Origin of the sequence: Xanthomonas cassavae CFBP 4642 (assembly GCF_000454545.1) — a bacterium.
Lineage (GTDB): Bacteria > Pseudomonadota > Gammaproteobacteria > Xanthomonadales > Xanthomonadaceae > Xanthomonas > Xanthomonas cassavae.
This window is the reverse complement of record NZ_CM002139.1, coordinates 2,677,061-2,697,719: the sequence shown is the minus strand read 5'-3', so window position 1 is coordinate 2,697,719 and position 20,659 is coordinate 2,677,061. Positions and strand designations below refer to the sequence as shown.

19 protein-coding genes, 1 other RNA gene and 1 pseudogene are annotated in these 20,659 nt (G+C 65.2%); 14 read left to right on the top strand and 7 right to left on the bottom strand.

Annotation, left to right across the window (positions count from 1 at the left end):
* Positions 1 to 296: 296 nt before the first annotated feature.
* From XCSCFBP4642_RS0111970 to XCSCFBP4642_RS0111960, 3 genes and pseudogenes are all read right to left on the bottom strand, one after another.
* On the bottom strand, positions 297 to 920 hold the full coding sequence (locus XCSCFBP4642_RS0111970; RefSeq protein ID WP_029219991.1) for a DUF8082 domain-containing protein: 624 nt from the start codon (positions 918 to 920) through the stop codon (positions 297 to 299).
* 44 nt (positions 921 to 964) lie between these two features.
* Positions 965 to 2,092: a Cache 3/Cache 2 fusion domain-containing protein gene (locus XCSCFBP4642_RS0111965; protein WP_029219990.1), complete on the bottom strand. Its 1,128-nt coding sequence runs from the start codon at positions 2,090 to 2,092 to the stop codon at positions 965 to 967.
* A 620-nt stretch (positions 2,093 to 2,712) separates the two neighbouring features.
* A pseudogene (locus XCSCFBP4642_RS0111960) lies at positions 2,713 to 3,306 on the bottom strand (alpha/beta fold hydrolase); the annotation flags it as partial.
* A 330-nt stretch (positions 3,307 to 3,636) separates the two neighbouring features.
* Here XCSCFBP4642_RS0111960 and XCSCFBP4642_RS27030 point away from each other — a divergent pair.
* A non-coding RNA gene (locus tag XCSCFBP4642_RS27030) (sX9 sRNA) lies at positions 3,637 to 3,712 on the top strand.
* Positions 3,713 to 3,716: 4 nt separating this feature from the next.
* Here the strand turns inward: XCSCFBP4642_RS27030 and XCSCFBP4642_RS0111955 are convergent.
* Entirely contained in the window at positions 3,717 to 5,051 is a 1,335-nt protein-coding gene (locus tag XCSCFBP4642_RS0111955; RefSeq protein WP_029219988.1) for an Nramp family divalent metal transporter, read from the bottom strand.
* Positions 5,052 to 5,194: 143 nt separating this feature from the next.
* Here XCSCFBP4642_RS0111955 and mntR point away from each other — a divergent pair, with 143 nt between their 5' ends.
* The 3 genes from mntR (at position 5,195) to orn (ending at position 6,834) form a co-directional block, all read left to right on the top strand.
* On the top strand, positions 5,195 to 5,662 hold the full coding sequence (mntR, locus tag XCSCFBP4642_RS0111950; protein WP_029219987.1) for a manganese-binding transcriptional regulator MntR: 468 nt from the start codon (positions 5,195 to 5,197) through the stop codon (positions 5,660 to 5,662).
* A 59-nt stretch (positions 5,663 to 5,721) separates the two neighbouring features.
* Positions 5,722 to 6,177 (top strand): tRNA adenosine(34) deaminase TadA, encoded by a 456-nt coding sequence (gene tadA, locus XCSCFBP4642_RS0111945; protein ID WP_228325687.1) that lies wholly within the window; start codon positions 5,722 to 5,724, stop codon positions 6,175 to 6,177.
* Between the two features lie 72 nt (positions 6,178 to 6,249).
* A complete protein-coding gene (gene orn, locus XCSCFBP4642_RS0111940; RefSeq protein ID WP_029219985.1) occupies positions 6,250 to 6,834 on the top strand; it encodes an oligoribonuclease in 585 nt (194 codons plus the stop codon).
* A gap of 175 nt (positions 6,835 to 7,009) precedes the next feature.
* Here the strand turns inward: orn and XCSCFBP4642_RS0111935 are convergent, their stop codons facing one another.
* Positions 7,010 to 7,975 carry a mechanosensitive ion channel family protein gene (locus tag XCSCFBP4642_RS0111935; protein WP_029219984.1) on the bottom strand — a complete coding sequence of 322 codons (966 nt, stop codon included), beginning with the start codon at positions 7,973 to 7,975 and terminating at the stop codon, positions 7,010 to 7,012.
* Positions 7,975 to 10,368 carry a phosphoenolpyruvate synthase gene (gene ppsA / locus XCSCFBP4642_RS0111930; protein WP_029219983.1) on the bottom strand — a complete coding sequence of 798 codons (2,394 nt, stop codon included), beginning with the start codon at positions 10,366 to 10,368 and terminating at the stop codon, positions 7,975 to 7,977. Before ppsA ends, XCSCFBP4642_RS0111935 begins: the two co-directional genes overlap by 1 nt.
* A 142-nt stretch (positions 10,369 to 10,510) precedes the next feature.
* On the opposite strand from ppsA, the gene ppsR reads away from it, so the two are divergent.
* The 3 genes from ppsR to XCSCFBP4642_RS0111915 all read left to right on the top strand — a co-directional run bounded on the left by ppsR (position 10,511) and on the right by XCSCFBP4642_RS0111915 (position 12,743).
* Positions 10,511 to 11,332 (top strand): posphoenolpyruvate synthetase regulatory kinase/phosphorylase PpsR, encoded by an 822-nt coding sequence (gene ppsR / locus XCSCFBP4642_RS0111925; RefSeq protein WP_029219982.1) that lies wholly within the window; start codon positions 10,511 to 10,513, stop codon positions 11,330 to 11,332.
* Positions 11,333 to 11,533: 201 nt separating this feature from the next.
* A complete protein-coding gene (locus XCSCFBP4642_RS0111920) occupies positions 11,534 to 12,043 on the top strand; it encodes a DUF1249 domain-containing protein (RefSeq protein WP_029219981.1) in 510 nt (169 codons plus the stop codon).
* Between the two features lie 211 nt (positions 12,044 to 12,254).
* The gene (locus XCSCFBP4642_RS0111915; RefSeq protein WP_029219980.1) at positions 12,255 to 12,743 is read left to right on the top strand and encodes an NUDIX hydrolase; all 489 of its coding nucleotides are present in this window, start codon (positions 12,255 to 12,257) and stop codon (positions 12,741 to 12,743) included.
* A 223-nt stretch (positions 12,744 to 12,966) separates the two neighbouring features.
* On the opposite strand, the gene XCSCFBP4642_RS0111910 is transcribed toward XCSCFBP4642_RS0111915, so the two are convergent.
* Positions 12,967 to 13,725 (bottom strand): 3-hydroxybutyrate dehydrogenase, encoded by a 759-nt coding sequence (locus XCSCFBP4642_RS0111910; RefSeq protein WP_029219979.1) that lies wholly within the window; start codon positions 13,723 to 13,725, stop codon positions 12,967 to 12,969.
* 91 nt (positions 13,726 to 13,816) lie between these two features.
* Here XCSCFBP4642_RS0111910 and XCSCFBP4642_RS0111905 point away from each other — a divergent pair, with 91 nt between their 5' ends.
* The 7 genes from XCSCFBP4642_RS0111905 (at position 13,817) to XCSCFBP4642_RS0111875 (ending at position 20,431) form a co-directional block, all read left to right on the top strand.
* Positions 13,817 to 14,479, top strand: a complete 663-nt coding sequence (locus XCSCFBP4642_RS0111905) for a CDP-alcohol phosphatidyltransferase family protein (RefSeq protein ID WP_029219978.1) — start codon at positions 13,817 to 13,819, stop codon at positions 14,477 to 14,479.
* A gap of 55 nt (positions 14,480 to 14,534) precedes the next feature.
* Positions 14,535 to 15,665 carry a class III poly(R)-hydroxyalkanoic acid synthase subunit PhaE gene (gene phaE / locus XCSCFBP4642_RS0111900; RefSeq protein ID WP_029219977.1) on the top strand — a complete coding sequence of 377 codons (1,131 nt, stop codon included), beginning with the start codon at positions 14,535 to 14,537 and terminating at the stop codon, positions 15,663 to 15,665.
* Positions 15,662 to 16,738: a class III poly(R)-hydroxyalkanoic acid synthase subunit PhaC gene (locus tag XCSCFBP4642_RS0111895; protein ID WP_029219976.1), complete on the top strand. Its 1,077-nt coding sequence runs from the start codon at positions 15,662 to 15,664 to the stop codon at positions 16,736 to 16,738. The genes phaE and XCSCFBP4642_RS0111895 overlap by 4 nt, the downstream gene beginning before the upstream one ends.
* Positions 16,739 to 16,841: 103 nt before the next feature.
* Positions 16,842 to 17,039, top strand: a complete 198-nt coding sequence (locus tag XCSCFBP4642_RS0111890) for a PspC domain-containing protein (protein ID WP_029219975.1) — start codon at positions 16,842 to 16,844, stop codon at positions 17,037 to 17,039.
* Between the two features lie 5 nt (positions 17,040 to 17,044).
* Positions 17,045 to 17,497 (top strand): hypothetical protein, encoded by a 453-nt coding sequence (locus XCSCFBP4642_RS0111885; protein WP_200859762.1) that lies wholly within the window; start codon positions 17,045 to 17,047, stop codon positions 17,495 to 17,497.
* Between the two features lie 235 nt (positions 17,498 to 17,732).
* Positions 17,733 to 17,960: a hypothetical protein gene (locus XCSCFBP4642_RS0111880; protein ID WP_029219973.1), complete on the top strand. Its 228-nt coding sequence runs from the start codon at positions 17,733 to 17,735 to the stop codon at positions 17,958 to 17,960.
* Positions 17,961 to 18,064: 104 nt separating this feature from the next.
* Positions 18,065 to 20,431: a Tex family protein gene (locus XCSCFBP4642_RS0111875; RefSeq protein ID WP_029219972.1), complete on the top strand. Its 2,367-nt coding sequence runs from the start codon at positions 18,065 to 18,067 to the stop codon at positions 20,429 to 20,431.
* The last annotated feature ends 228 nt before the right edge of the window (positions 20,432 to 20,659 follow it).

Sequence of the window (20,659 nt, the reverse complement as noted above, 5' to 3'; positions counted from 1 at the left end):
TGGTGCGGGGCCGGGCGGGTGCTTGCGCACGAGCTGGTCGATCGGGTCTACACCTACTCAACGCGATCTGCCGGCCGAGCGCCTGCACCAAGGCGCAGCAACGCGTGTAGTCGACGCCTTGGCGCAAGCCTTTCCGTGTGCGGCCGCGCCCTGATCGGATCCACGTCGCCGCGGCGAGCATCGAAGCGCGGCGACGCCCAGCCTGAGTGAGCAGACTGGTCGAGGCGTCGGCTGCGATGTCTGGTCAGCCCTGCCGCGCTGTGTGGTTGTGCATCCTGCCGTGAGGCATCGCTGCGTCAGCGCAGTTTGGCCAGCGCGGCGCGCGCATCAGTCGTGAAGCGCTGCCCTTCCTGCGGCGTGGCCAGGTTGGCGCTCAGTTGGCCGATGACCTGCTCGATGTCGCTGGAGGCTTCCCAGGCTTCGTCGCAGAGCATGCCGGCGATGGGGCCGAGATAGTTCAGCGCGACCTTTTCCAGGGCGTCGCGAACGCGCTCGTCCGGCGCGCCGCTTCCGCCATTGGCTGACGGTGCAGGTGCAGGTGATGCCGCCGGCACCGGCGCCGGAACAGGTGCGGGCGCAACCGGCGCGCGGACCGGGGACGGCGCGCCGCCCAGGTCCTGTTCGAAGCCGCCCATCAACCACTGACGCGAGTCGTCGCTCAACAGCGAGGGCTTGCCCAGGCCGGCGCCAGGGTCGACCTGGAAGCGGGCCTTCGCGGCGCCGACCATGGTGAGGCGTTGCACCGCCTCATCATTGCGCAGCATGCGGAACACCACTTCTTCGATCTGCCCGGCATTGAGGCGGACGATGCAGGAGTGGTTTTCTTCGGTGACGACAAACAGAAAGCCGGACGCCTTCTTCAATGCCAGCGCCCTGAGCTCGCGCAGGACCTCGATCAGCGGACGAAATTCATTGGACATGGCGTCTTCCTTGCATCATTTGGTGCGAAATCGAATGGAACGGCTCAGCGTTTGCTGAGACGCTCCATGGCCAACCGGACGCTGTTGGACAGGCGGGAGATGGCGCGCGCCAGCGTACCAATTTCATCCTTGAGGTTGACCTCTTCGATCGTGTGGTTCCACTTGCCCAGGCTGAGTTCTTCGGCCACGGTGGTCAGATGCTGGATCGGGCGCAACACGCGGCTCCAGATCAGCGCCCACTGCAGGCCGAGCAGCAGCGCGCACACCAGCAGGCCGATGCCGGCGATCCACAGCGACTGCCGCACGATCACGCCGTTGACGTCGCTCTTGGGGTACGCGGACACCAGCGTGAAGCCCCAATCAGGCACTTCCTGCTTGGTCACCACCCAGTCGTCCGGGCTGTCCTTGACGATCCGCTCGATGGTGGCGGTGTCGGTGGTGGCGCCGGTGGTGGACTGGAAGCGCAGCTTGTTCTTGCTGTCGAACACGGCAATGAAGCCGGATTCGAGCACGCGACGGCTGCTGACCACGTTTTCCAGCGCCTGGGTGTCGGCCTTGTAGCCCACATACCATGCGCCGATCACGCGCTTGTCGCTGCCGGCGAAGATCGGCTCGTAGCCGGTGACGTACGGGTTGCCCAGGATGTCGACCACGCCGTAGAAGCTTTCGCCGTTACGCAGCTTGGCTGCAGCCTGGCCGTTGGGATCGAGCAGGGTACCGATGGCGCGGCTGCCGTCTTCTTTCTTGACGTTGGTGGAGATGCGCACGAAGTCCTCGCCGGTACGCGAGAACAGCGTGGCGGTGCCTTCGTGGATGGCGGTCACGTCGTCGAGCATGGTGAAGACGTTGGCCTGCCCGCGCTGGCCCAGCAGCAGGTCGTTGGCGTTGCGGTCGGCCACCCGGATCTCGTTGCCCAGGCTAGGCGCGCCCTGCGCGTTGGCCTCCTTGCGCAGTTGGCGCATGGAGGAATTGACGCGGTCCAGCATCATCGAGCGGGTGACTGCGAACAAGGTCTGCAACGACACCGACTGGCGCTCGATCGAGTCGCCGGTTTCGACCTTGACCCGGTTCGCTTCGGTAATGGCCAGAATGACCGTCAGTGCCACCACCACGACCAGCACCAAGGCCAGCACCGGCAACAGCAGGCGCACCCGCAAAGAGTGACGAAGCATCGCAATTCCCCTGAACGCGTTTAAATGATTGAATCGATTGCCGCCGCAGCCCTGTGCAGCGGTTGGACGTAGCCCTTATCGGCTGTCATCAAGGATGCTGAAGCGGCCCCCATGCCGCTGGCGGTGCATACGATAGCTCAAGCCGATCCATTTGAGAGTGCAGGTCGATCGCGCCGCGCGCCTTGCGTTCAAGAATGGTCGACCGCGTTGCAAAGTTGCCGGCCCGGTGCGCGCGCGCCACGCGTGTACGACCCGGGAGGTAGCAGAGGCGGGCGATGGGGTGGATGCACCTGTGCGTCGACGTACTGCCGCATTGCCCTGGACTAACCACGCTGCGCTCCGGTCAGGGCATGCGCTGCACCGAGACAAGGTCGATTGCTTCCAGCAGTCGCCCGGCGCGTGCGCCGGCCGCTCAGGTCTCCAGCGACAGGATCCCGCGGCGCAGTGCGACGGGTCACCGCGTGGGTACGGTCGCGCACGCCCATTCGCGGCGCAGGGCATGCACGCGGCATCTGTCGCACGTGAGTCGAACGCCTGGTCTGGCCTTTGGCGGACTCCACCGACCAAAAACACAGGCCGGCTCTCGCGAGCCGGCCCGGCGTGTTGCCTTGTTGCAACAATCAGGCCTTAGCAAAGGCCAGCAGATCCTTGTTGAACTGATCGGCGTGCGTGATGGTCAGCCCATGCGGCGCGCCGGCATAGATCTTCAGTTCGGCATTCTTGACGATCTTGGACGACAGCTTGGCCGACGCACCGATCGGCACGATCTGGTCGTCGTCGCCATGCACCACCAGCGCCGGCACATCGATCTTCTTCAGGTCGGGGGTGTAATCGACTTCGGAGAATTCCTTGATGCAGTCGTACTGTCCCTTGTGGCCGCCCAGCATGCCCTGCAGCCAGAACGCATCGCGCATGCCCTGGGTGACCTTGTGGCCATCACGGTTGGCGCCGAAGAAGGGTGTGGTCAGGTCCTGGTAGAACTGCGACCGGTCCTTGGCCACGCCCTCGCGGATGCCGTCGAACACGCTCATCGGCAGGCCGCCCGGATTGGTCGGGCTCTTGACCATCTGCGGCGGCACCGCGCCCACCAGCACTACCTTGGCCACGCGCTTGCTGCCGTGACGGCCCACGTAATGCGCCACCTCGCCGCCGCCGGTGGAATGGCCGACCAGGATCGCGTCCTTGAGGTCCAGCGCGTCGATCACTGCCGCCAGTAGCGACGCAGGCCAGGGACACGCCGGTGCATGCCGGCAGCAGAGCGCTTGCAGTGGCGATGCAGATTGCATCTGCGTGCGCTCTGCGCCGTTTAACCGCCGTGGTGTGGATCAGGTCGATTGCCAAAGCCGCCATGGCTTGATCGATCGGCCGCAGTCATGTGCAGACACCGGGCGCAGGCCGAGGGCAACGGCGGGCTGGATGCCATCGATCGCCGGCCTCTGCATCTTGCGGCGTAAAGCATCTCACCACTGCCAGCAACGCTTGGAGCGGCTAACAAAACTACTGCGCTCACCGCCAGGCGGGGCGCGGCCGGTGCTCGATGCGGCATGTACCACTCGTACACTCCGGTTTCTCCGCGCCGTCCGCACCCGCCTGAGGACTGCTCGCTACGTTCTGTCAGTCGCTCCTAGTGCAGCGCGGTGTCCCATAGCAGCTTGAGGTTCAACGCCACGATCACCAACGCAATCCCCCAGGCGGTGCGTACCAACCAGGCCGGCGCCACCAGCGCACCCATCAGTTGGCGGTCGGACACGAAGCGCACCAGCGGGATCACCGCAAACGGCAATTGCATCGACAACACCACCTGGCTCAGCACCAAGAGCCGCGCCGTACCGGCTTCGCCATACAGCCAGGTGACCGCCACCACCGGCACGATGGCGATGCCGCGGGTGAACAGGCGGCGCAGCCACGGCGCCAACCGCAATTGCAGGAAGCCTTCCATCACGATCTGCCCGGCCAGCGTCGCGGTCACGGTGGAATTGACGCCGGAGGCGAGCAGGGCGACCGCGAACAAGGTCGAGGCCAGGCCCACGCCCAGCATCGGCGCGAGCAGGGCATGCGCCTGCTCAATCTCCTGCACGTCGGTGCGCCCCTGCGCATGGAACACCGCCGCTGCCAGGATCAGGATGGAGGCGTTGATGAACAACGCGAACATCAGCGCCACCGTGCTGTCGGTGACCGCCCAGCGCAAGGCCGAGCAGCGCCCCGTGTCGGTGCGCGGGTAGGCACGCGTCTGCACGATCGAGGAGTGCAGATACAGGTTATGCGGCATCACCGTCGCGCCGATGATGCCGATCGCCAGATACAGCGCCTGCGGGTCGGTAACGACTTGCGCACGCGGAATGAAACCGCCCAGCACTGCCGCAATCGGCGGCGCGGCCAGCGCGATCTGGATGCCGAAGCACACGAAGATGATCAGCAGCAAGGCCATCACGAATGCTTCCAGGGCGCGGAAGCCACGGTTCATCAGCAACAACACCAGCACCACATCCACCGCGGTGATGATCGCGCCCAGCGTCAGCGGAATGCCGAACAACAGTTTCAGCGCGATTGCGGTGCCGATCACCTCGGCCAGGTCGCAGGCGATGATCGCCAGCTCGCACAACCCCCACAGCGCCAGGTTTACCGCACGCGGGTAGCACGTCCGGCAGGCCTGCGCCAGGTCCAGCCCGGTGGCGATGCCCAGCCGTGCCGACAGGCTCTGCAGCACGATCGCCATGAGGTTGGAGAGCAGGATCACCGATAGCAGCAGGTAGCCGAACTGCGAACCTCCAGCCAGGTCGGTGGCCCAGTTGCCCGGATCCATGTAGCCCACCGACACCATGTAGCCCGGACCCAGAAACGCCAGCAGGCGGAACCACCAGTGGCCCTTGCCAGGCACGGCGATGCTGGCGTGGTGATCGCCAAGGCCGCCGGTCAAAGGGGCAGGCGAAGGAGCAGCAGCGAGCTTGTCGGCGGACATGCGGGAACGGAGACGGTGGGTTGGTCGTATGATATAGCACTTGCTATGCTGTTGAGCATTGGCAAATTCAATCCTATTGATCGGTCGCGTGCCTCACACTACGCATCCCGGCACCAATTCCGGACGCAATCACGAGGGCAAGGGTGGGCAAGAGCGAAAAGCTGGAGGCGGCCACGCCGTCCCTGATCGATGCGCAGGTGCATATGGAAAGCTTCCGCCAGGTGCGCGAAGCGCGCCGCGCCGAGCTGGTCGAGGACTATGTGGAGCTGATCTCCGATCTGCTGGTCGACGGCGGCGAGGCACGCCAGGTCGATATCGCCGCGCGTCTGGGGGTGGCTCAGCCCACGGTGGCCAAGATGCTCAAGCGGCTGGTGCGTGATGGCTGGGTGGTGCAGCGCCCGTATCGCGGCGTGTTCCTGACCCCGGCCGGCGAAGCGCTGGCTGCCTCCAGCCGGCAGCGCCATCAGATCGTCGAGCGCTTCCTGCTTGCCCTGGGCATCGACGAGGCCACCGCGCGTCGCGATGCCGAAGGCATCGAGCACCATGTCAGCGAGGCCACGGTGGCTGCCTTCGCCGCGTTCCTGGATCGCCAGGGCGGCAGTGCGGCGTGAGCGTGTCGCCCGGGTGCAGCATCGACGACGCGCCGCAGCTGCTGCTGGACCGGCAGTGGATGCAGCACGCTCTGCAGCTGGCTGCACGCGCCGAGCGCGACTACGACGAGATCCCGGTCGGTGCGGTACTGATCGATGCGCAGGGCCAAGTGCTGGGCGAGGGCTGGAACTTCAACATCGCCAGCCACGACCCCAGCGCGCATGCCGAGATCGTGGCGATGCGCCAAGCCGGACGCCGGCTAGCCAATCACCGCCTGCTCGGCTGCACGCTGTACGTCACCCTGGAGCCGTGCGCGATGTGCGCCATGGCGATGATCCATGCGCGTATCGCGCGGGTGGTGTTTGCCGCCAGCGACCCGAAGACCGGTGCCTGCGGCAGCGTGTTCGACCTGCTGGCCGACCCGCGCCACAACCACCGCGTGCAGGTGGCCGGCGGAGTTCTTGCGGCCGAGGCGAGCCTGCGGCTGACCAATTACTTTCGGGCAAAGCGCGGCAAGCCGCCGCTGCTGCCGTGAGCCACATGGGCGCGGTATGATGCGCGCCCTTTCCAGCACCCGGCCGGCGACGGCCATCCACAGGACGGCGATATGGCAGACACCCTCGCAGGCAACGACCGACTGATCTGGATCGATCTGGAAATGACCGGCCTGGACACCGACCAGGATTCGATCATCGAGATCGCCACCATCGTGACCGATGCGCAGTTGAATGTGCTTGCCGAAGGGCCGGAACTGGCCATCGCCCATCCGCCGGAAACGCTGGAAGCAATGGACGAGTGGAACCGCAACCAGCATCGCCGTTCGGGCCTGTGGCAGCGCGTGCTGGACAGTCAGGTCACCCACGCACAGGCCGAGGCGCAGACGGTGGCGTTCTTGAGCGAATGGATCCGTGCCGGCGCCTCGCCGATGTGCGGCAACTCGATCTGCCAGGATCGCCGCTTCCTGCACCGCCAGATGTCGCGCCTGGAGCGTTACTTCCATTATCGCAACCTGGATGTGTCCACCATCAAAGAATTGGCGCGGCGTTGGGCGCCGACCGTGGCCAATACGTTCGCCAAGAGTTCGGCGCACACCGCGCTGAGCGATGTGCGCGACTCCATTGCCGAACTGCGCCACTACCGGCAGTTCATGGGTGCGCTGGGCGGCGATACCGCCGCCGGTGTGGAAGGCTGAGTGTTGAAAGTGGCGGACGACCACTGGGTGTGATCCCTGGCGGGCGAGTGCCGCGCGCAGTCCTCCGCAAACCTCCCGGCAGGGCGCCGACCTGATATTTGCGACGGAAGCACGGTTGGCGATGAAAAAGGCCGCATCCTTCGATGCGGCCTTTTATTTTTTCAGCGAGTCCAGCTTAGCGCGCCAGCGGTGGCCCCTTGCTGACATCGCCATCGTCGGCGATGCCCTTGAGCAGCAGATCGGAGATCGGCTTGCCGTCGGCGTCGTGGTGATACACGTGCAGATCGCGCTGCGGATACGGAATATTGAGCCCGTTCTCCAGCAACTGATTGCGGATCTGCTCCAGCGTGCTGCTCTTGGCCGCGCCGAAGTTGCCGTTGGTGGCATAGGCAAACAACATCAGATCGACCGTGCTCTCGCCCAGGTTGGTGACCTGCACGAACGGTGCGGGCGATTCCAGGATATTGGGGTTGTCCTTGGCGATCTGCAGCAACAACTGCTGAGCCTTCTTCAGGTCATCGTCATAGCCCACGCCCACCGTGACTTCCAGCCGGCGGTTGGGCAAGGTGCTGTAGTTGATGATGGGGGCGGTGGTGATGGTGCTGTTGGGCAGGGTGATCATGCGTTCGTCGAAGGCACGCAGCCGGGTCTGGAAGATCCGGATCTCGTCCACAACGCCTTCCTGCCCGGCGATGACCACATGGTCGCCATCGCGCATCGGCCGCAACACGATCAGCATGACCCCGGCGGCGATGTTGGATAGCGAGTCCTTCAACGCCAGGCCGACCGCCAGGCCGGCCGCACCCAAGACCGCGATCAACGAGGTGGGGGGCACGCCGATCTGGCTCAATGCGCTGACGAAGACCAGTACCAGCAACAATGCATACACCACGTTGCGCAGGAAATTGGTCAGTGTGGTTTCGACGCGTGCCCGCGTCAGCGCACGATGCAACCACTGACTAAGCTGCTTAGCCAGCCACATGCCGACCACGACAATCAGCAACGCGACGCCCCAGTTCAACGCGTATTGGGCCCACGGAATGGTGGCCCAGTTGAACGCCGGGTCTACCGTTGCCCGCGCTGCAGGCTTTGCAGCCGCTGCTCCCGCAGCGGCCGCCATCACTACACCCAACACTCCCATCAGCTCTCGCTCTTGAGCTTGGCCAGGCGCAGCCAGGTATCGACCACGGTGTCGGGATTCAGCGACACCGAATCGATCCCTTCCTGCATCAGCCACTCGGCCAGTTCCGGATGATCCGACGGCCCCTGGCCGCAGATGCCCACATATTTGCCTTTGGCACGCGCCGACTTGATCGCCATGGACAGCAGCTTCTTCACCGCCGGATTCCGCTCGTCGAACAGATGGGCCACGATCGACGAATCACGGTCCAGGCCCAGGGTCAGCTGGGTCAGGTCGTTGGAGCCGATCGAGAAGCCGTCGAAGATCTCCAGGAATTCATCGGCCAGCAGCGCATTGGACGGCAGCTCGCACATCATGATGATCTTCAGGCCCGGCGTTCCATCAGCACCGTCGCCTTGCTTGAGCCCGTTCTGTTCCAGCACCTCGATCACCTTGCGGCCTTCCTCCAGCGTGCGCACGAACGGGATCATCACCCAGAGGTTGTCCAGGCCCATCTCGTTGCGCACCTTCAGCACCGCCTTGCACTCCAGTGCGAACGCCTTGGTGAAAGACGGGTCGACGTAACGGCTGGCGCCGCGGAAGCCGATCATCGGGTTCTCTTCATGCGGCTCGTAACGCGAGCCGCCGATCAGGTTGGCGTACTCGTTGGACTTGAAGTCCGACAGGCGCACGATCACCGTGTTCGGCGCCACCGAGGCGGTCAGCGTGGCGATGCCTTCGGCCAGGCGGTTGACGTAAAAGCTCACCGGATCGCCATAGCCGGCGATCTTGGCATCGATCTTCTGGCGGACATCGGCGTCCTGCTTGTCGTATTCCAGCAGCGCGTTCGGGTGGATGCCGATATGCGCGGCGATGATCATCTCCAGGCGCGCCAGGCCGATACCGGCATTGGGCAACTGGCCGAAGTCGAACGCACGCTCCGGGTTGGCCACGTTCATCATGATCTTGAGCGGGGCAGGCGGCATGTTGCCCAGATCGGTGGTGGTGCGCTCGAATGGCAGCAGGCCGTCATAGATGAAGCCGGTATCGCCTTCGGCGCAGCTCACCGTGATCTGCTGGCCATCGCCGATTACATCGGTTGCATTGCCCGAGCCGACCACCGCCGGCACGCCCAGCTCGCGCGCGATGATCGCCGCGTGGCAGGTGCGGCCGCCACGATTGGTGACGATGGCCGAGGTGCGCTTCATCACCGGCTCCCAATCGGGGTCGGTCATGTCCGCAATCAACACATCGCCGGCCTGCACGCGATTCATGTCCTCCAGCGAGCGCACCACGCGTGCGACGCCGCTGCCGATCTTGGCGCCGACCGCGCGGCCTTCGACCAGGATCCTGGCGTCCTTGGCCTCCAGCGAGAAACGCTCGATCTGGGTGGCGTGACTGCGCGACTTCACCGTCTCCGGGCGCGCCTGCACGATGAACAGCTTGCCGCTGACCCCGTCCTTGGCCCACTCGATGTCCATCGGGCGGCCGTAATGCTTTTCGATCACCAGCGCCTGCTTGGAAAGCTCCTGCACGTCTTCATCGCTGATCGAGAAGGTGCTGCGCAGTTCCACCGGCGTGTCTTCGGTGCGTACGCGTTCGCCTGGCACATCCGAGTAGACCATCCGGATCGCCTTGCTGCCGAGCGAGCGGCGCAGGATCGCCGGCTTGCCTGCGGTCAGCGTGGGCTTGTAGACATAGAACTCGTCCGGATTGACCGCACCCTGCACGACCATTTCGCCCAGGCCGAAGCTGGAGGTTACGAACACCACGTCGCGGAAGCCGGACTCGGTGTCCAGCGTGAACAGCACGCCCGACGAACCCACGCCCGAGCGCACCATCAGCTGCACGCCAGCCGACAGGAACACGTCCTCGTGCTTGAAGCCGTGATGCACGCGGTAGGCAATCGCACGGTCGTTGTAGAGGCTGGCGAACACTTCCTTGACCTTGTGCACCACATCGTCGGCGCCGGTCACGTTGAGGAAGGTTTCCTGCTGGCCGGCGAACGACGCGTCCGGCAGATCTTCGGCGGTCGCGGAAGAACGGACCGCCACCGCCACTTCGCCACCGCCATTTTCCGCACACAGCTGTGCGTACGCGGTGCAGATATCGCGGTCCAGTTCCGGCTGCAGCGGAGCATCGATCACCCAGCCGCGGATTTCCTTGCCGGCAACGGTGAGGGCAGCCACGTCCTCCACGTCCAGCGTTGCCAGCTTGTCGAAGATGCGCTTGGACAGGTCGTTGTGGGCAATGAAGTCCTTGAAAGCCTCGGCCGTGGTCGCATATCCACCGGGAACCGAAACGCCCAATCCGGCCAAGTTGCCGATCATCTCGCCGAGCGAGGAATTCTTACCGCCTACGCGGGCCAGATCGACCAGGCGTAGCTCATGCAACCACAGGATATTCTCGTTCAAGCGCGATGCTCCGTATGGCCATCGCCCGAGCGGGCTGGATGGCCGCGTCCGTAGGAAGAAGCCTCTATGATGCAGTGCACAGCGGAATCTGCACAAGCATGAACCCGTAACTTTTGAACACCAGTTCAAAGAGGTGGTCTTGATGTCAACAATCCGGCCGGTGTTCTACGTCTCCGATGGAACCGGTATCACCGCTGAAACGATTGGGCATAGCCTGCTCACCCAGTTCAGCGGATTCAACTTCGTCACCGACCGTATGTCGTTCATTGACGATGCAGAAAAAGCGCGCCATGCCGCGATGCGGGTGCGCGCCGCCGGCGAGCGCTATCAGGTGCGCCCGGTGGTCGTCAATTCGTGCGTGGATCCACAATTGAGCATGATCCTGGCCGAAAGCGGTGCGCTGATGCTGGACGTGTTCGCGCCCTTCATCGAGCCGCTGGAGCGCGAGCTCAATGCGCCACGGCATTCGCGCGTGGGGCGCGCGCACGGCATGGTGGATTTCGAAACCTATCACCGGCGCATCAACGCGATGAACTTCGCGCTGAGCCACGACGATGGGATCGCGCTCAATTACGACGAGGCCGACGTGATTCTGGTGGCGGTGTCGCGCGCCGGCAAGACGCCGACCTGCATCTATCTGGCCTTGCATTACGGCATCCGCGCCGCCAACTATCCGCTGACCGATGAAGACCTGGAGAACGAACAGCTGCCGCCGCGCCTGCGCAATTACCGCAGCAAGCTGTTCGGCCTGACCATCGACCCGGAACGTCTGCAGCAGATCCGTCAGGAGCGTCGCGCCAATTCGCGTTACAGCGCGGCCGAGACCTGCCGGCGTGAGGTGGCGCTCGCCGAGCGCATGTTCCAGATGGAGCGCATCCCCTCGCTCAGTACCACCAACACCTCGATCGAGGAAATCTCCAGCAAGGTGCTCTCTACGCTGGGGCTGCAGCGCGAGATGTTTTGAGGCCGGGATTGGTGGGACGGGATGCGGGATTGGGCAGGCGATCGGCGCGTTCGCACTCCGGATGCTGCCGCGATTGATCGGACGGCTTGCCGGCAACCCGGGTGAGTCAAGCGGGCGGGGCAATGCTCCCGCCAAGGTAGGCCTGTCGTCGGGCCCTCGTCAATGCTGCCCGCGCGGCAGCGCAGCGTGTAGGATCGGTGCATGGCCCAGACATTGAGCAAACTCGACATCATTCCCCGCCTGAGCCGGTTCGGCTGGCTGATGGGCCTGTATGCAGAGAACTTCCAGCATCTGACCCGCCTGTTCGCCCCGGGCGATCTGGCACCGGGATCGTATGTCTCGTCGATCGGCGATGGCCTGGACCTGCGCCTGGACGTCATCGAATGCCACCGCTACACCGTCGAGCTGCGGCTGACCTACGACCTGTGCGACCCGGTCACCGGCGAGCCGGATCCCTCGGCGTATGTGCGCCTGTACCGTGATGCCCGGCAGGCGGAGACCACGCATTGCTATGTGGGCCGTCGCTGGCAGGACGTGATGGGCATGTTCCCGCCACCGGCCGAGCTGATCAGCCATCGTATGCGCATGAACACCTTCCTGGGCAAGTGGCTGGACTACCTGGCCGAGCGCGGCCATGGGGTGGCCACCTTGCGGCTGGATTCCGAGTACGTCGCGCCGCCAAGGCCGGGCGCGCAGGCCGCTGCCGGCTAAGGTCGATCGCTGGATTGCGTCTGGATGATGTAGCGGGCGCAACAATTGCGGCCGGCTTGTCGCGACACTGATCTGGGAGATACAAGGCAGGATGGCGTCCGACCGCTGCCCAGGATGCCGTCCGATCAAGGCGAGTTGCGCGTAGTGACCTCTGCTGCGTTCAGGCCATGGCATCGGTCATACTGATGCGCTTCGTGTCAGATCCTGTGCCATGCCCTATACCCCGATTGTCGCCACCCTGGGCTACCTGCTGTCGCCGGACGGCACGCAGGTGCTGATGATCCACCGCAATGCGCGTCCGGGCGATCAGCACCTGGGCAAGTACAACGGGCTTGGGGGCAAGGTGGAGCCGGAGGAGGACGTGCTGGCCTGCATGCGCCGCGAGATCCGCGAAGAAGCCGGTGTGGAGTGCGGCGACATGCAATTGCGCGGCACCATCAGCTGGCCCGGGTTCGGCAAGCAGGGCGAGGACTGGCTGGGATTCGTGTTCCTGATCCGCAGTTTCGACGGCATCCCGCAGGCGTCCAATCGGGAAGGCACGCTGGAGTGGATTTCCATCGCGCAGATGGACCAGGTGCCGATGTGGGAGGGCGACCGCAACTTCCTGCCGCTGGTATTCGACGGCGACCCGCGGCCGTTCCATGGCGTGATGCCGTATCGCGACGGGCGCATGCAGTCTTGGAGTTATTCGCGCGTCTGAGTGGGAATGTGTTCGCCAGCGCGCTGCGCGCGAGCGGCGAACCTGATGCCGTGTCGCATCGTCACCGCCAACGTGCCGGCCAGCGGCTGGGAGTCGCCTGGGACGCGTCGCACAGTTTTCCACATCGCCTGTGGATGGACGCTGCGCAAGTCTGTGGACAACCCATGACAGCCCTTGCGCTGCAACGCCGTCGATCGCACTGGTGAAAATTTCACCAGTGCGATTATTGCGCAGTCCAGCCGCCATCGATGGCAATGGATTGCCCGGTGATGTTGCGCGCTGCAGGCGTCATCAAAAAAGCTACCGTGCCAGCCAGCTCGTCGTACTCGATGAAGGCGCCCTTGGGCATCGGCCTGAGCATCACATCGCCGATCACCGCCGCTTCGGCGATGCCACGTGTGCGGGCCTGGTCGGCGATCTGGCGCTCCACCAGCGGCGTGCGCACATAGCTGGGGCATAGGGTGTTGACGGTGATGTCGCAGTCGGCGGTTTCCAGTGCGATCGCCTTGGCCAGGCCGACCAGGCCATGCTTGGCAGCGACATAGGCGCTCTTGTAGGGGCTGGCGACGAGCGAGTGGATGCTGCCGATATTGACGATGCGCCCGTAGCCGGCCGCGCGCATGCCAGGCAACACCGCGCGGCTCAGGCGTGCGGCGCCGGTGAGCATCACATCCACCAGCACTGCCCAGCGCTGCATCGGAAACTCTTCCAGCGCAGCCACCTGTTGCAGGCCGGCGTTGTTCACCAGCACCTGCGGGGAGCGCGATGCGGTGGCCAGTGCATCGGCAATGCTGTCTTCATCGCTCACGTCCAGCGTCAGTGCCTCGGCCGAGCCGCCCGCCTGGCGCAGCTGCTGCGCGATCTGTTCGGCGGCGGCCAGGTCCAGATCGCTGATCAGCAGATGGTGGCCGTCGCGGGCAAGGTGGGCGGCGATGCCGGCGCCGATGCCGCTGCCGGCGCCAGTGATCAGGATGCTGCGCATCGGGTGTCCTCGGAAGTCGGGAGAGCGTGCGCGGCCGCAAGCGGCCACGCTGATCGCCAGCCTAGCGGAGTACGGCGCAACGGTCGCCTGCATGACGCGCGCGCGTTACCCTTTGCGCCTCGCTTTCTTCAGGCTCCGCATGAAACGCCATTTTTCGATGCTGCGCGATTTCCAACTCGCAGACTGGTTCACCCTGGCCAACGCCTTCTGCGGCACCGGGGCGGTCTTCGCGGCGATGCGCTTCCTGCAGGAAGGTCACCGCGGCGACCTGCTGCTGGGCATGGCGTTGATTCCGCTGGCCTTCGTGTTCGATGCGCTGGACGGGCACGTGGCACGCTGGCGCAAGGCCTCGTCCACGCTGGGGCGCGAGCTGGACTCGCTGGCAGACGTGATCTCGTTCGGCGTCGCGCCGGCTGCGCTCGGTTATGCCTGCGGCATGCGCGGTGGCTGGGACTGGCTGGTGCTCAGCTATTTCGTCTGCTGCGGGGTGAGCCGGCTGGCGCGCTACAACGTGACCGCCGAAGAAATCGCTGGCGAGGCCGACAAGGTGCCGTATTTCGAAGGCACGCCGATTCCCACCAGCCTGGTGCTGGTGATCCTGCTGGCGGTGGCCGCCAGCACCGGCCGCGTCGGCGAGGCTCTGTGGTGGGGGCAGTGGCAGCTGGGCCCCTGGCAGTTCCATCCGTTGGTGCTGCTGTTTGCGGTCTCCGGCTCGCTGATGATCAGCAAGACGCTGCGGATCCCCAAACCCTGAGCGGCAACGCCCGGTACACGCGGTAGGATGGCCGGGTGGACACATATGCGAGGGGATGATGGCGAGCAGCGGTTCGGACAATGGCAACTTTCAGGACAAGGCGCGCCAGTACTGGGCGGCTTGGGGAGATGCCATGCGTCACGGCCAGGCCGGCGCCGCTGCCCAACCGCCGCCGGCAGGCGGCGATGCCCCGCAGGACTGGCGTAAGGCGGTGGACTGGTGGTCGCAGCTGTTGCCCACCCAGGCCGCACCGCAGGCGCAGGACGCCATCGATCGCTTCCGTACCCAGGCCGGCGACTGGTTCGGCACCATGCAGCAGGTGGCCGCCCAGTTCGCCGGACGCGACACTTCGGCCAATGAAGTCTCCGATGCCTGGCGGCGTGCCGTGCAAGGGCAGGGCGAGCAACTGATGCAATGGACGCTGGGCTCGCTGCGCGGCGGCAGCCCGGGCGGTTCCGACCCCTGGCTGCAGGAAGCGGCGCAGACGCTGGGCAAGTGGCGCGAGGAAAATGCGCCCTGGCTGGACATGCCCGCATTCGGGCTGAACCGCAATCACCAGGCACACCTGCAGAAGCTGGCGCGTGCGCAACAGGAGTTCCAGGCCCAGTCGCATGCCTATGGCGAACAGCTGAAGGCGGCAATCGAACAGGCCTTCGGTCGCTTTACCAGCAAGCTCGGCGAACACGAAAGCAGCGGCAGCCAGTTGACCAGCGCACGCGCCCTGTTCGATCTGTGGATCGAGGCGGCCGAAGAGTCCTACGCCGACATCGCGCTGTCGGACCAGTTCCGCGAGGTCTACGGCGGTTTTGCCAATGCGCATATGCGTCTGCGCGCCGCACTGCAGGAAGAGGTGGAGCAGCTCAGCGAACGCTTCGGCATGCCCACACGTTCGGAAATGGATGCCGCACATCGCCGCATCGCCGAACTGGAGCGGGCGGTACGGCGGATGCTGCGCAGCGCGACCACCGCATCGGGCAAGGCGGGGACGCCCGAGGCGCCCGAAGCCGATCCGGTGGCGGCATCGCCGCGGCGCAAGGCGGCAGCTGTCGCAGGGACGGCGCGCAAGCCGGCCGCCGCCGCGAAGCCGGTCAAAAAAACTGCAGCGGGCAAGCCGGGCTCCAGGGGTGACGCCGGCAAGACCACAGGCAAACCCGCCGCCGGTAAACCGCGTGGAGCCACCTCATGAAAGGGCCGCTGGGATTCAGTGCCGAAGACCTGATGCAGGAGACGCTATCGCTGCAGCGCAAGTTGCGCGAAGGCCTCAAGCTGCTGCCCGGCGTGGAGGATGTCGATTACGGCGTCACCGAGCGCGAGGAAATCTGGCGCGATGGCAAGGTGGTGCTGTATCGCTTCGTCGGCGACCAGGCGCCGGTTGCCCGGACACCGCTGCTGATCGTGTACGCGCTAGTCAATCGCCCGTACATGGTCGACCTGCAGGCCGATCGCTCGCTGGTCAAGGGCTTGTTGAGCCATGGCCAGGATGTTTACGTGCTGGACTGGGGCTACCCGGACCGCTCCGAGCGCTATCTGACCCTGGAAGACTATCTGCTGCGCTACATCGACGGCGCGGTGGATCATTTGCGCGAGCACGCCGGGGTGGACGCGGTGGACGTGCTCGGCATCTGCCAGGGCGGCACTTTCTCGCTGTGCTACGCCGCGCTGCAGCGGCACAAGGTGCGCAACCTGATCACCATGGTCACGCCGGTGGATTTCCACACCCCCGACAACATGCTGTCCAACTGGGCGCGCATGGTCGATGTGGATCTGTTCGTGGACACCATGGGCAACGTGCCGGCGGACCTGATGAACGCCAGCTACCTGATGCTCAAGCCGTTTCGTCTCAACCTGCAGAAGTATGTCGGCCTGCTCGACATCCTCGACGACAAGCAGGCGTTGGAAGATTTCCTGCGCATGGAAAAGTGGATCTTCGATTCGCCCGATCTGGCAGGCGAGGCATTCCGCGAATTCGTCACCCTGTTCTACCAGCGCAACGGGTTGGTCACCGGGCAGGTGCGCATCGGCGGGCAGGCGGTCGACCTGCAGGATGTCGACATGCCGGTGCTGAATATCTACGCCGAACACGACCACCTCGTTCCGCCGGATGCCTCGCGTGCCCTGCGCGGCTTGGTGGGCAGTGCCGATTACAGCGAGCTGAGTTTTCGCGGCGGCCATATCGGGATCTACGTCTCCGGACGTGCGCAGCGCGAGGTACCGGTGGCGATCCATCGCTGGCTGCAGGACCGAGACGGAACCGCCTGATATCTGGGAAGGCAATGCCCGGCATTGCAGTGTGCCGGCGCCCGTCACGGTGTGCTGTCGTCCGGCTTTCTAGACTGGCCGTCACGTTTCGAGGAGCCTGCCCATGGCCACCACCGCACTCTCCCGTTCCCTCAACGATCGCATGATCGCCGGCGTGGTCGGCGGTATCGCACGTCGCTTCGGTTGGAGCTCCACGCTGCTGCGCGTGTTGTTCGTGATCGTGTCGATCGCCTCGGCCGCGTTTCCCGGCATCCTGGTCTACCTGATCCTGTGGCTGCTGATTCCCAACCAGGCGGATTGACCCGGTTGCGGCATGGGTCGGCTGCGCTGCTGGCCCTGGGCGCGCTGTGGACGCTGCCCAATACCGCGCTGGGCCTGGCGATCGGTGCGCTTGGAAGCTGCGTTGGCGCACGCCCGCGCTGGTCCCGGCAGGAGCTGGCCGTCGTCTTCGATGCCTGGCCGTGGGGGCCGGGTGGGGCGATGACATTCGGCAACGTGATCCTGATCAAGGGCCAGTCGCTGGACCTGCGATGCGCTACCTACGCACATGCGGCCGGCCGCTGCACGCATCCGCCGGTACGCCTGGGTGATCACGAGCGCGCCCACGTCTATCAGTACATGCTGCTTGGTCCGCTGTTTTTGCCGGTGTATCTGCTGTGTGGCGGCATCCACGTGCGCAACCCGCTGGAGCGGGCAGCCGATGCCTACGCGTTGCACGGCTACGGCTGGTGGCCGTGGTGGCCTTGCGTGCGGTGTTGAGCCGCCTACAGCGGTTCAGCCATTCCGGCGGTAGCTGCCTATCGGGCGGGGCGATGGGAACAGGGGTGAGGGACCCGGACGGCCACGCATGGTGAAGCGGCGGTGAGGCGAGGCCGACGTTGGCGCCGTCACCAAACCGCAAACAGCCGGCGTTAACGTGCGTGGAAAAGCTCCTCACGACGCGCTGGGTATGCTCGCGTCCCTAATGCAGCAACTGCAACAAAGAAGGTGTGGTATGTCGATTGTCCTGTACGTCGGTGGCAGCAAAGATGGCGACAAAGGCGTTGTGCCTTACGGGTTCAGCAAGTCGCGTGCGATGACCGATGCTGGCCCGGAAGTGTATGTGGAGCGCATGGTGCCCCTGAAGGACATGGGCAAGGTGCGGGTGATGGCGCTGGAATCGCTGCACGAGAGCATCCTGGTCGAACGCGCCGCCAGCCATTACGCCCACCGCGCCAGCTGAGCGCGGCGGCACTGGTTTACCGCAGCGCTGTCAACGGGTTTGCGTTGTGGGCGCGCGCTGCGAAAATGCTTTTTTTTCAGTGAAGCGGTTCACGCCGCCCCGTCATGCACGATAGCCAGCTTGCCCAGCAGATTGCTCGCACCATCGCCGATGAGATCGGTGCCCAGCCCGCCCAGGCGCGCGCCGCCATCGCCCTGCTGGACGAAGGTGCCAGCGTTCCGTTCATCGCCCGCTACCGCAAGGAAGTCACTGGCGGCCTGGACGACACGCAGTTGCGTAACCTGGAAACGCGCCTGACCTATCTGCGCGAGCTGGAAGACCGTCGCGCCGCCATCCTGTCCAGCATCGACGAACAGGGCAAGCTCAGCGACGAACTGCGCAACGAGATTGCCGCAGCCGATACCAAGTCGCGGCTGGAAGACCTCTACCTGCCTTACAAGCCCAAGCGCCGCACCCGTGCGCAGATCGCACGCGAAGCCGGGCTGGAACCGCTGGCCGACGGGTTGCTGGCCGATCCGACCCAGGCCCCCGAGGTGGCTGCGGCAGCCTTCATCGACGCCGAGAAGGGCGTGGCCGATAGCAAGGCCGCGCTGGAAGGCGCCCGCGCCATCCTGATGGAGCGCTGGGGCGAAGACGCCGCACTGGTTGGCGAGCTGCGCAACTGGTTGAACGACAACGGCGTCATCCGCGCGCGCGTTGTCGAGGGCAAGGAAGCGGCCGGTGCCAAGTACCGCGATTACTTCGACCATGCCGAGTCGCTGGCGAAGATCCCCTCGCACCGCCTGCTGGCATTGTTCCGCGCGCGGCGCGAAGAGTTCCTGCATCTTGACCTGGACCCGGGCACCGACGCCGAGGCGGGGCACCAGTACGCCGAAGGCCGGGTGGCGCGCAATGCCGGTATTTCCAACGACGGCCGTCCGGCCGATCGTTGGTTGCTGGACGCCTGCCGGCTGACCTGGCGCGCCAAGCTGCACATGCACCTGCTGCTGGACCTGTTCAACCAGGCGCGCGAAAAGGCCGAGGCCGAGGCGATCGCCGTGTTCGGCGACAACCTCAAGGACCTGATGCTGGCCGCCCCGGCCGGACCGCGCGTGGTGCTGGGCCTGGACCCGGGCATCCGCACCGGCTGCAAGATCGCCGTGGTCGATGCCACCGGCAAGCTGGTGGCCACCGAGACGATTTATCCGCATGAGCCCAAGCGGCAGTGGGATCAGTCGCTGCAGACCATCAGGAAGTTGTGCATGCAGCACAACGTGGAGTTGATTGCGATCGGCAACGGCACCGCCAGCCGCGAGACCGACAAGCTGGCCGGCGAAGCGATTGCCCTGTGCGAAGGCGCCAAGCTGCAGAAGATCGTGGTCAGCGAAGCGGGCGCGTCGGTGTATTCGGCATCCGAGTTCGCCGCCAAGGAATTCCCGGAGCTGGATGTGTCGCTGCGCGGCGCGGTGTCGATCGCCCGGCGCCTGCAGGACCCGCTGGCCGAACTGGTCAAGATCGAGCCCAAGGCGATCGGCGTGGGCCAGTACCAGCACGACGTGGACCAGTATCGCCTGGCCAAGGCGCTGGAGGCGCGCGTGGAAGACTGCGTCAACGCGGTGGGCGTGTACGTCAACACCGCCTCGGCCGCGCTGCTGTCGCGCGTGTCCGGGCTGTCCAGCACGGTGGCCGAAAACATCGTGCGCCATCGCGACGACAACGGCCCGTTCAAACGCCGCAAGGACCTGCTCAAGGTGCCGCGCCTGGGCGACAAGACCTTCGAACAATGCGCCGGCTTCCTGCGCATCGCCGATGGCGACGAGCCGCTGGATGTCTCGGCCGTGCACCCGGAAGCGTATCCGGTGGTCGAGCGCATCGTGGCCAACACCGGCAAGCCGATCAAGGCCTTGCTGGGCGATGGCAGCTTCCTGCGCGGACTCAAGGCGGAGCTGTTCACCGACGAACAGTTCGGTGTGCCAACCGTGCGCGATATCCTCAAGGAGCTGGAAAAGCCCGGCCGCGACCCGCGCCCGGAGTTCAGGGCCGCGCAGTTCGCCGAGGGCATTGAAGACATCAAGCACCTCAAGCCGGGCATGATTCTGGAAGGCGTGGTCAGCAACGTCGCTGCGTTCGGCGCCTTCGTCGATATCGGCGTGCATCAGGATGGCCTGGTGCACATCTCCGCACTGTCGGAGACCTTCGTCAAGGATCCGCGCGATGTGGTCAAGGCCGGCGACATCGTCAAGGTGAAGGTGCTGGAGGTGGATGTGGCGCGCAAGCGCATCGCACTGACCTGCCGCCTGTCCGACACGCCGCCAGCGGCCGAGGGCGCGGCGCCCTCGCACGATGCGCGTGGCCATGGCGGGCCGGGGCAGGGCCGTCGCGACGGTGGTGGTGGACGTGGACCGGCGCAGGGCAACAGCAAGCCGCGCATCACCGCTCCCCCGGCCGATAACGCACTGGCTGCCGCATTCGCCCGCGCCAAGCGCAGCTGAGTCATGCTGCCTTGCGTGGCGACTGGCCTGAAGTGATTGGGCAGCAATGTTGCAGATCAGGTGTAGAGCAGCTGATCTGCAACGTGACCGCAGAGCCCTTGCCCCCCACCATTGCGGCACGCGCCGCAAGGACGTCCTTGTAGGCGCTTATGCGGGATCCATACCGTTCAGGGTCTCGCGCGGTGGGCGGGCAATGACCAGTCGAGATATTCACTGCGCATGGCTTTC

Excerpts from the sequence above, each read along its gene's own strand:
- XCSCFBP4642_RS0111875 (WP_029219972.1), top strand. The coding sequence starts at position 18,065 with ATGCACGATAGCCAGCTTGCCCAGCAGATTGCTCGCACCATCGCCGAT.
- phaE (WP_029219977.1), top strand. The coding sequence starts at position 14,535 with ATGATGGCGAGCAGCGGTTCGGACAATGGCAACTTTCAGGACAAGGCG.
- XCSCFBP4642_RS0111915 (WP_029219980.1), top strand. The coding sequence starts at position 12,255 with ATGCCCTATACCCCGATTGTCGCCACCCTGGGCTACCTGCTGTCGCCG.
- tadA (WP_228325687.1), top strand. The coding sequence starts at position 5,722 with ATGCAGCACGCTCTGCAGCTGGCTGCACGCGCCGAGCGCGACTACGAC.
- orn (WP_029219985.1), top strand. The coding sequence starts at position 6,250 with ATGGCAGACACCCTCGCAGGCAACGACCGACTGATCTGGATCGATCTG.
- XCSCFBP4642_RS0111905 (WP_029219978.1), top strand. The coding sequence starts at position 13,817 with ATGACGCGCGCGCGTTACCCTTTGCGCCTCGCTTTCTTCAGGCTCCGC.
- XCSCFBP4642_RS0111910 (WP_029219979.1), bottom strand. The coding sequence starts at position 13,725 with ATGCGCAGCATCCTGATCACTGGCGCCGGCAGCGGCATCGGCGCCGGC.
- XCSCFBP4642_RS0111895 (WP_029219976.1), top strand. The coding sequence starts at position 15,662 with ATGAAAGGGCCGCTGGGATTCAGTGCCGAAGACCTGATGCAGGAGACG.
- XCSCFBP4642_RS0111890 (WP_029219975.1), top strand. The coding sequence starts at position 16,842 with ATGGCCACCACCGCACTCTCCCGTTCCCTCAACGATCGCATGATCGCC.
- XCSCFBP4642_RS0111935 (WP_029219984.1), bottom strand. The coding sequence starts at position 7,975 with ATGGGAGTGTTGGGTGTAGTGATGGCGGCCGCTGCGGGAGCAGCGGCT.
- XCSCFBP4642_RS0111920 (WP_029219981.1), top strand. The coding sequence starts at position 11,534 with ATGGCCCAGACATTGAGCAAACTCGACATCATTCCCCGCCTGAGCCGG.
- ppsR (WP_029219982.1), top strand. The coding sequence starts at position 10,511 with ATGTCAACAATCCGGCCGGTGTTCTACGTCTCCGATGGAACCGGTATC.
- XCSCFBP4642_RS0111965 (WP_029219990.1), bottom strand. The coding sequence starts at position 2,092 with ATGCTTCGTCACTCTTTGCGGGTGCGCCTGCTGTTGCCGGTGCTGGCC.
- XCSCFBP4642_RS0111970 (WP_029219991.1), bottom strand. The coding sequence starts at position 920 with ATGTCCAATGAATTTCGTCCGCTGATCGAGGTCCTGCGCGAGCTCAGG.
- XCSCFBP4642_RS0111880 (WP_029219973.1), top strand. The coding sequence starts at position 17,733 with ATGTCGATTGTCCTGTACGTCGGTGGCAGCAAAGATGGCGACAAAGGC.
- XCSCFBP4642_RS0111955 (WP_029219988.1), bottom strand. The coding sequence starts at position 5,051 with ATGTCCGCCGACAAGCTCGCTGCTGCTCCTTCGCCTGCCCCTTTGACC.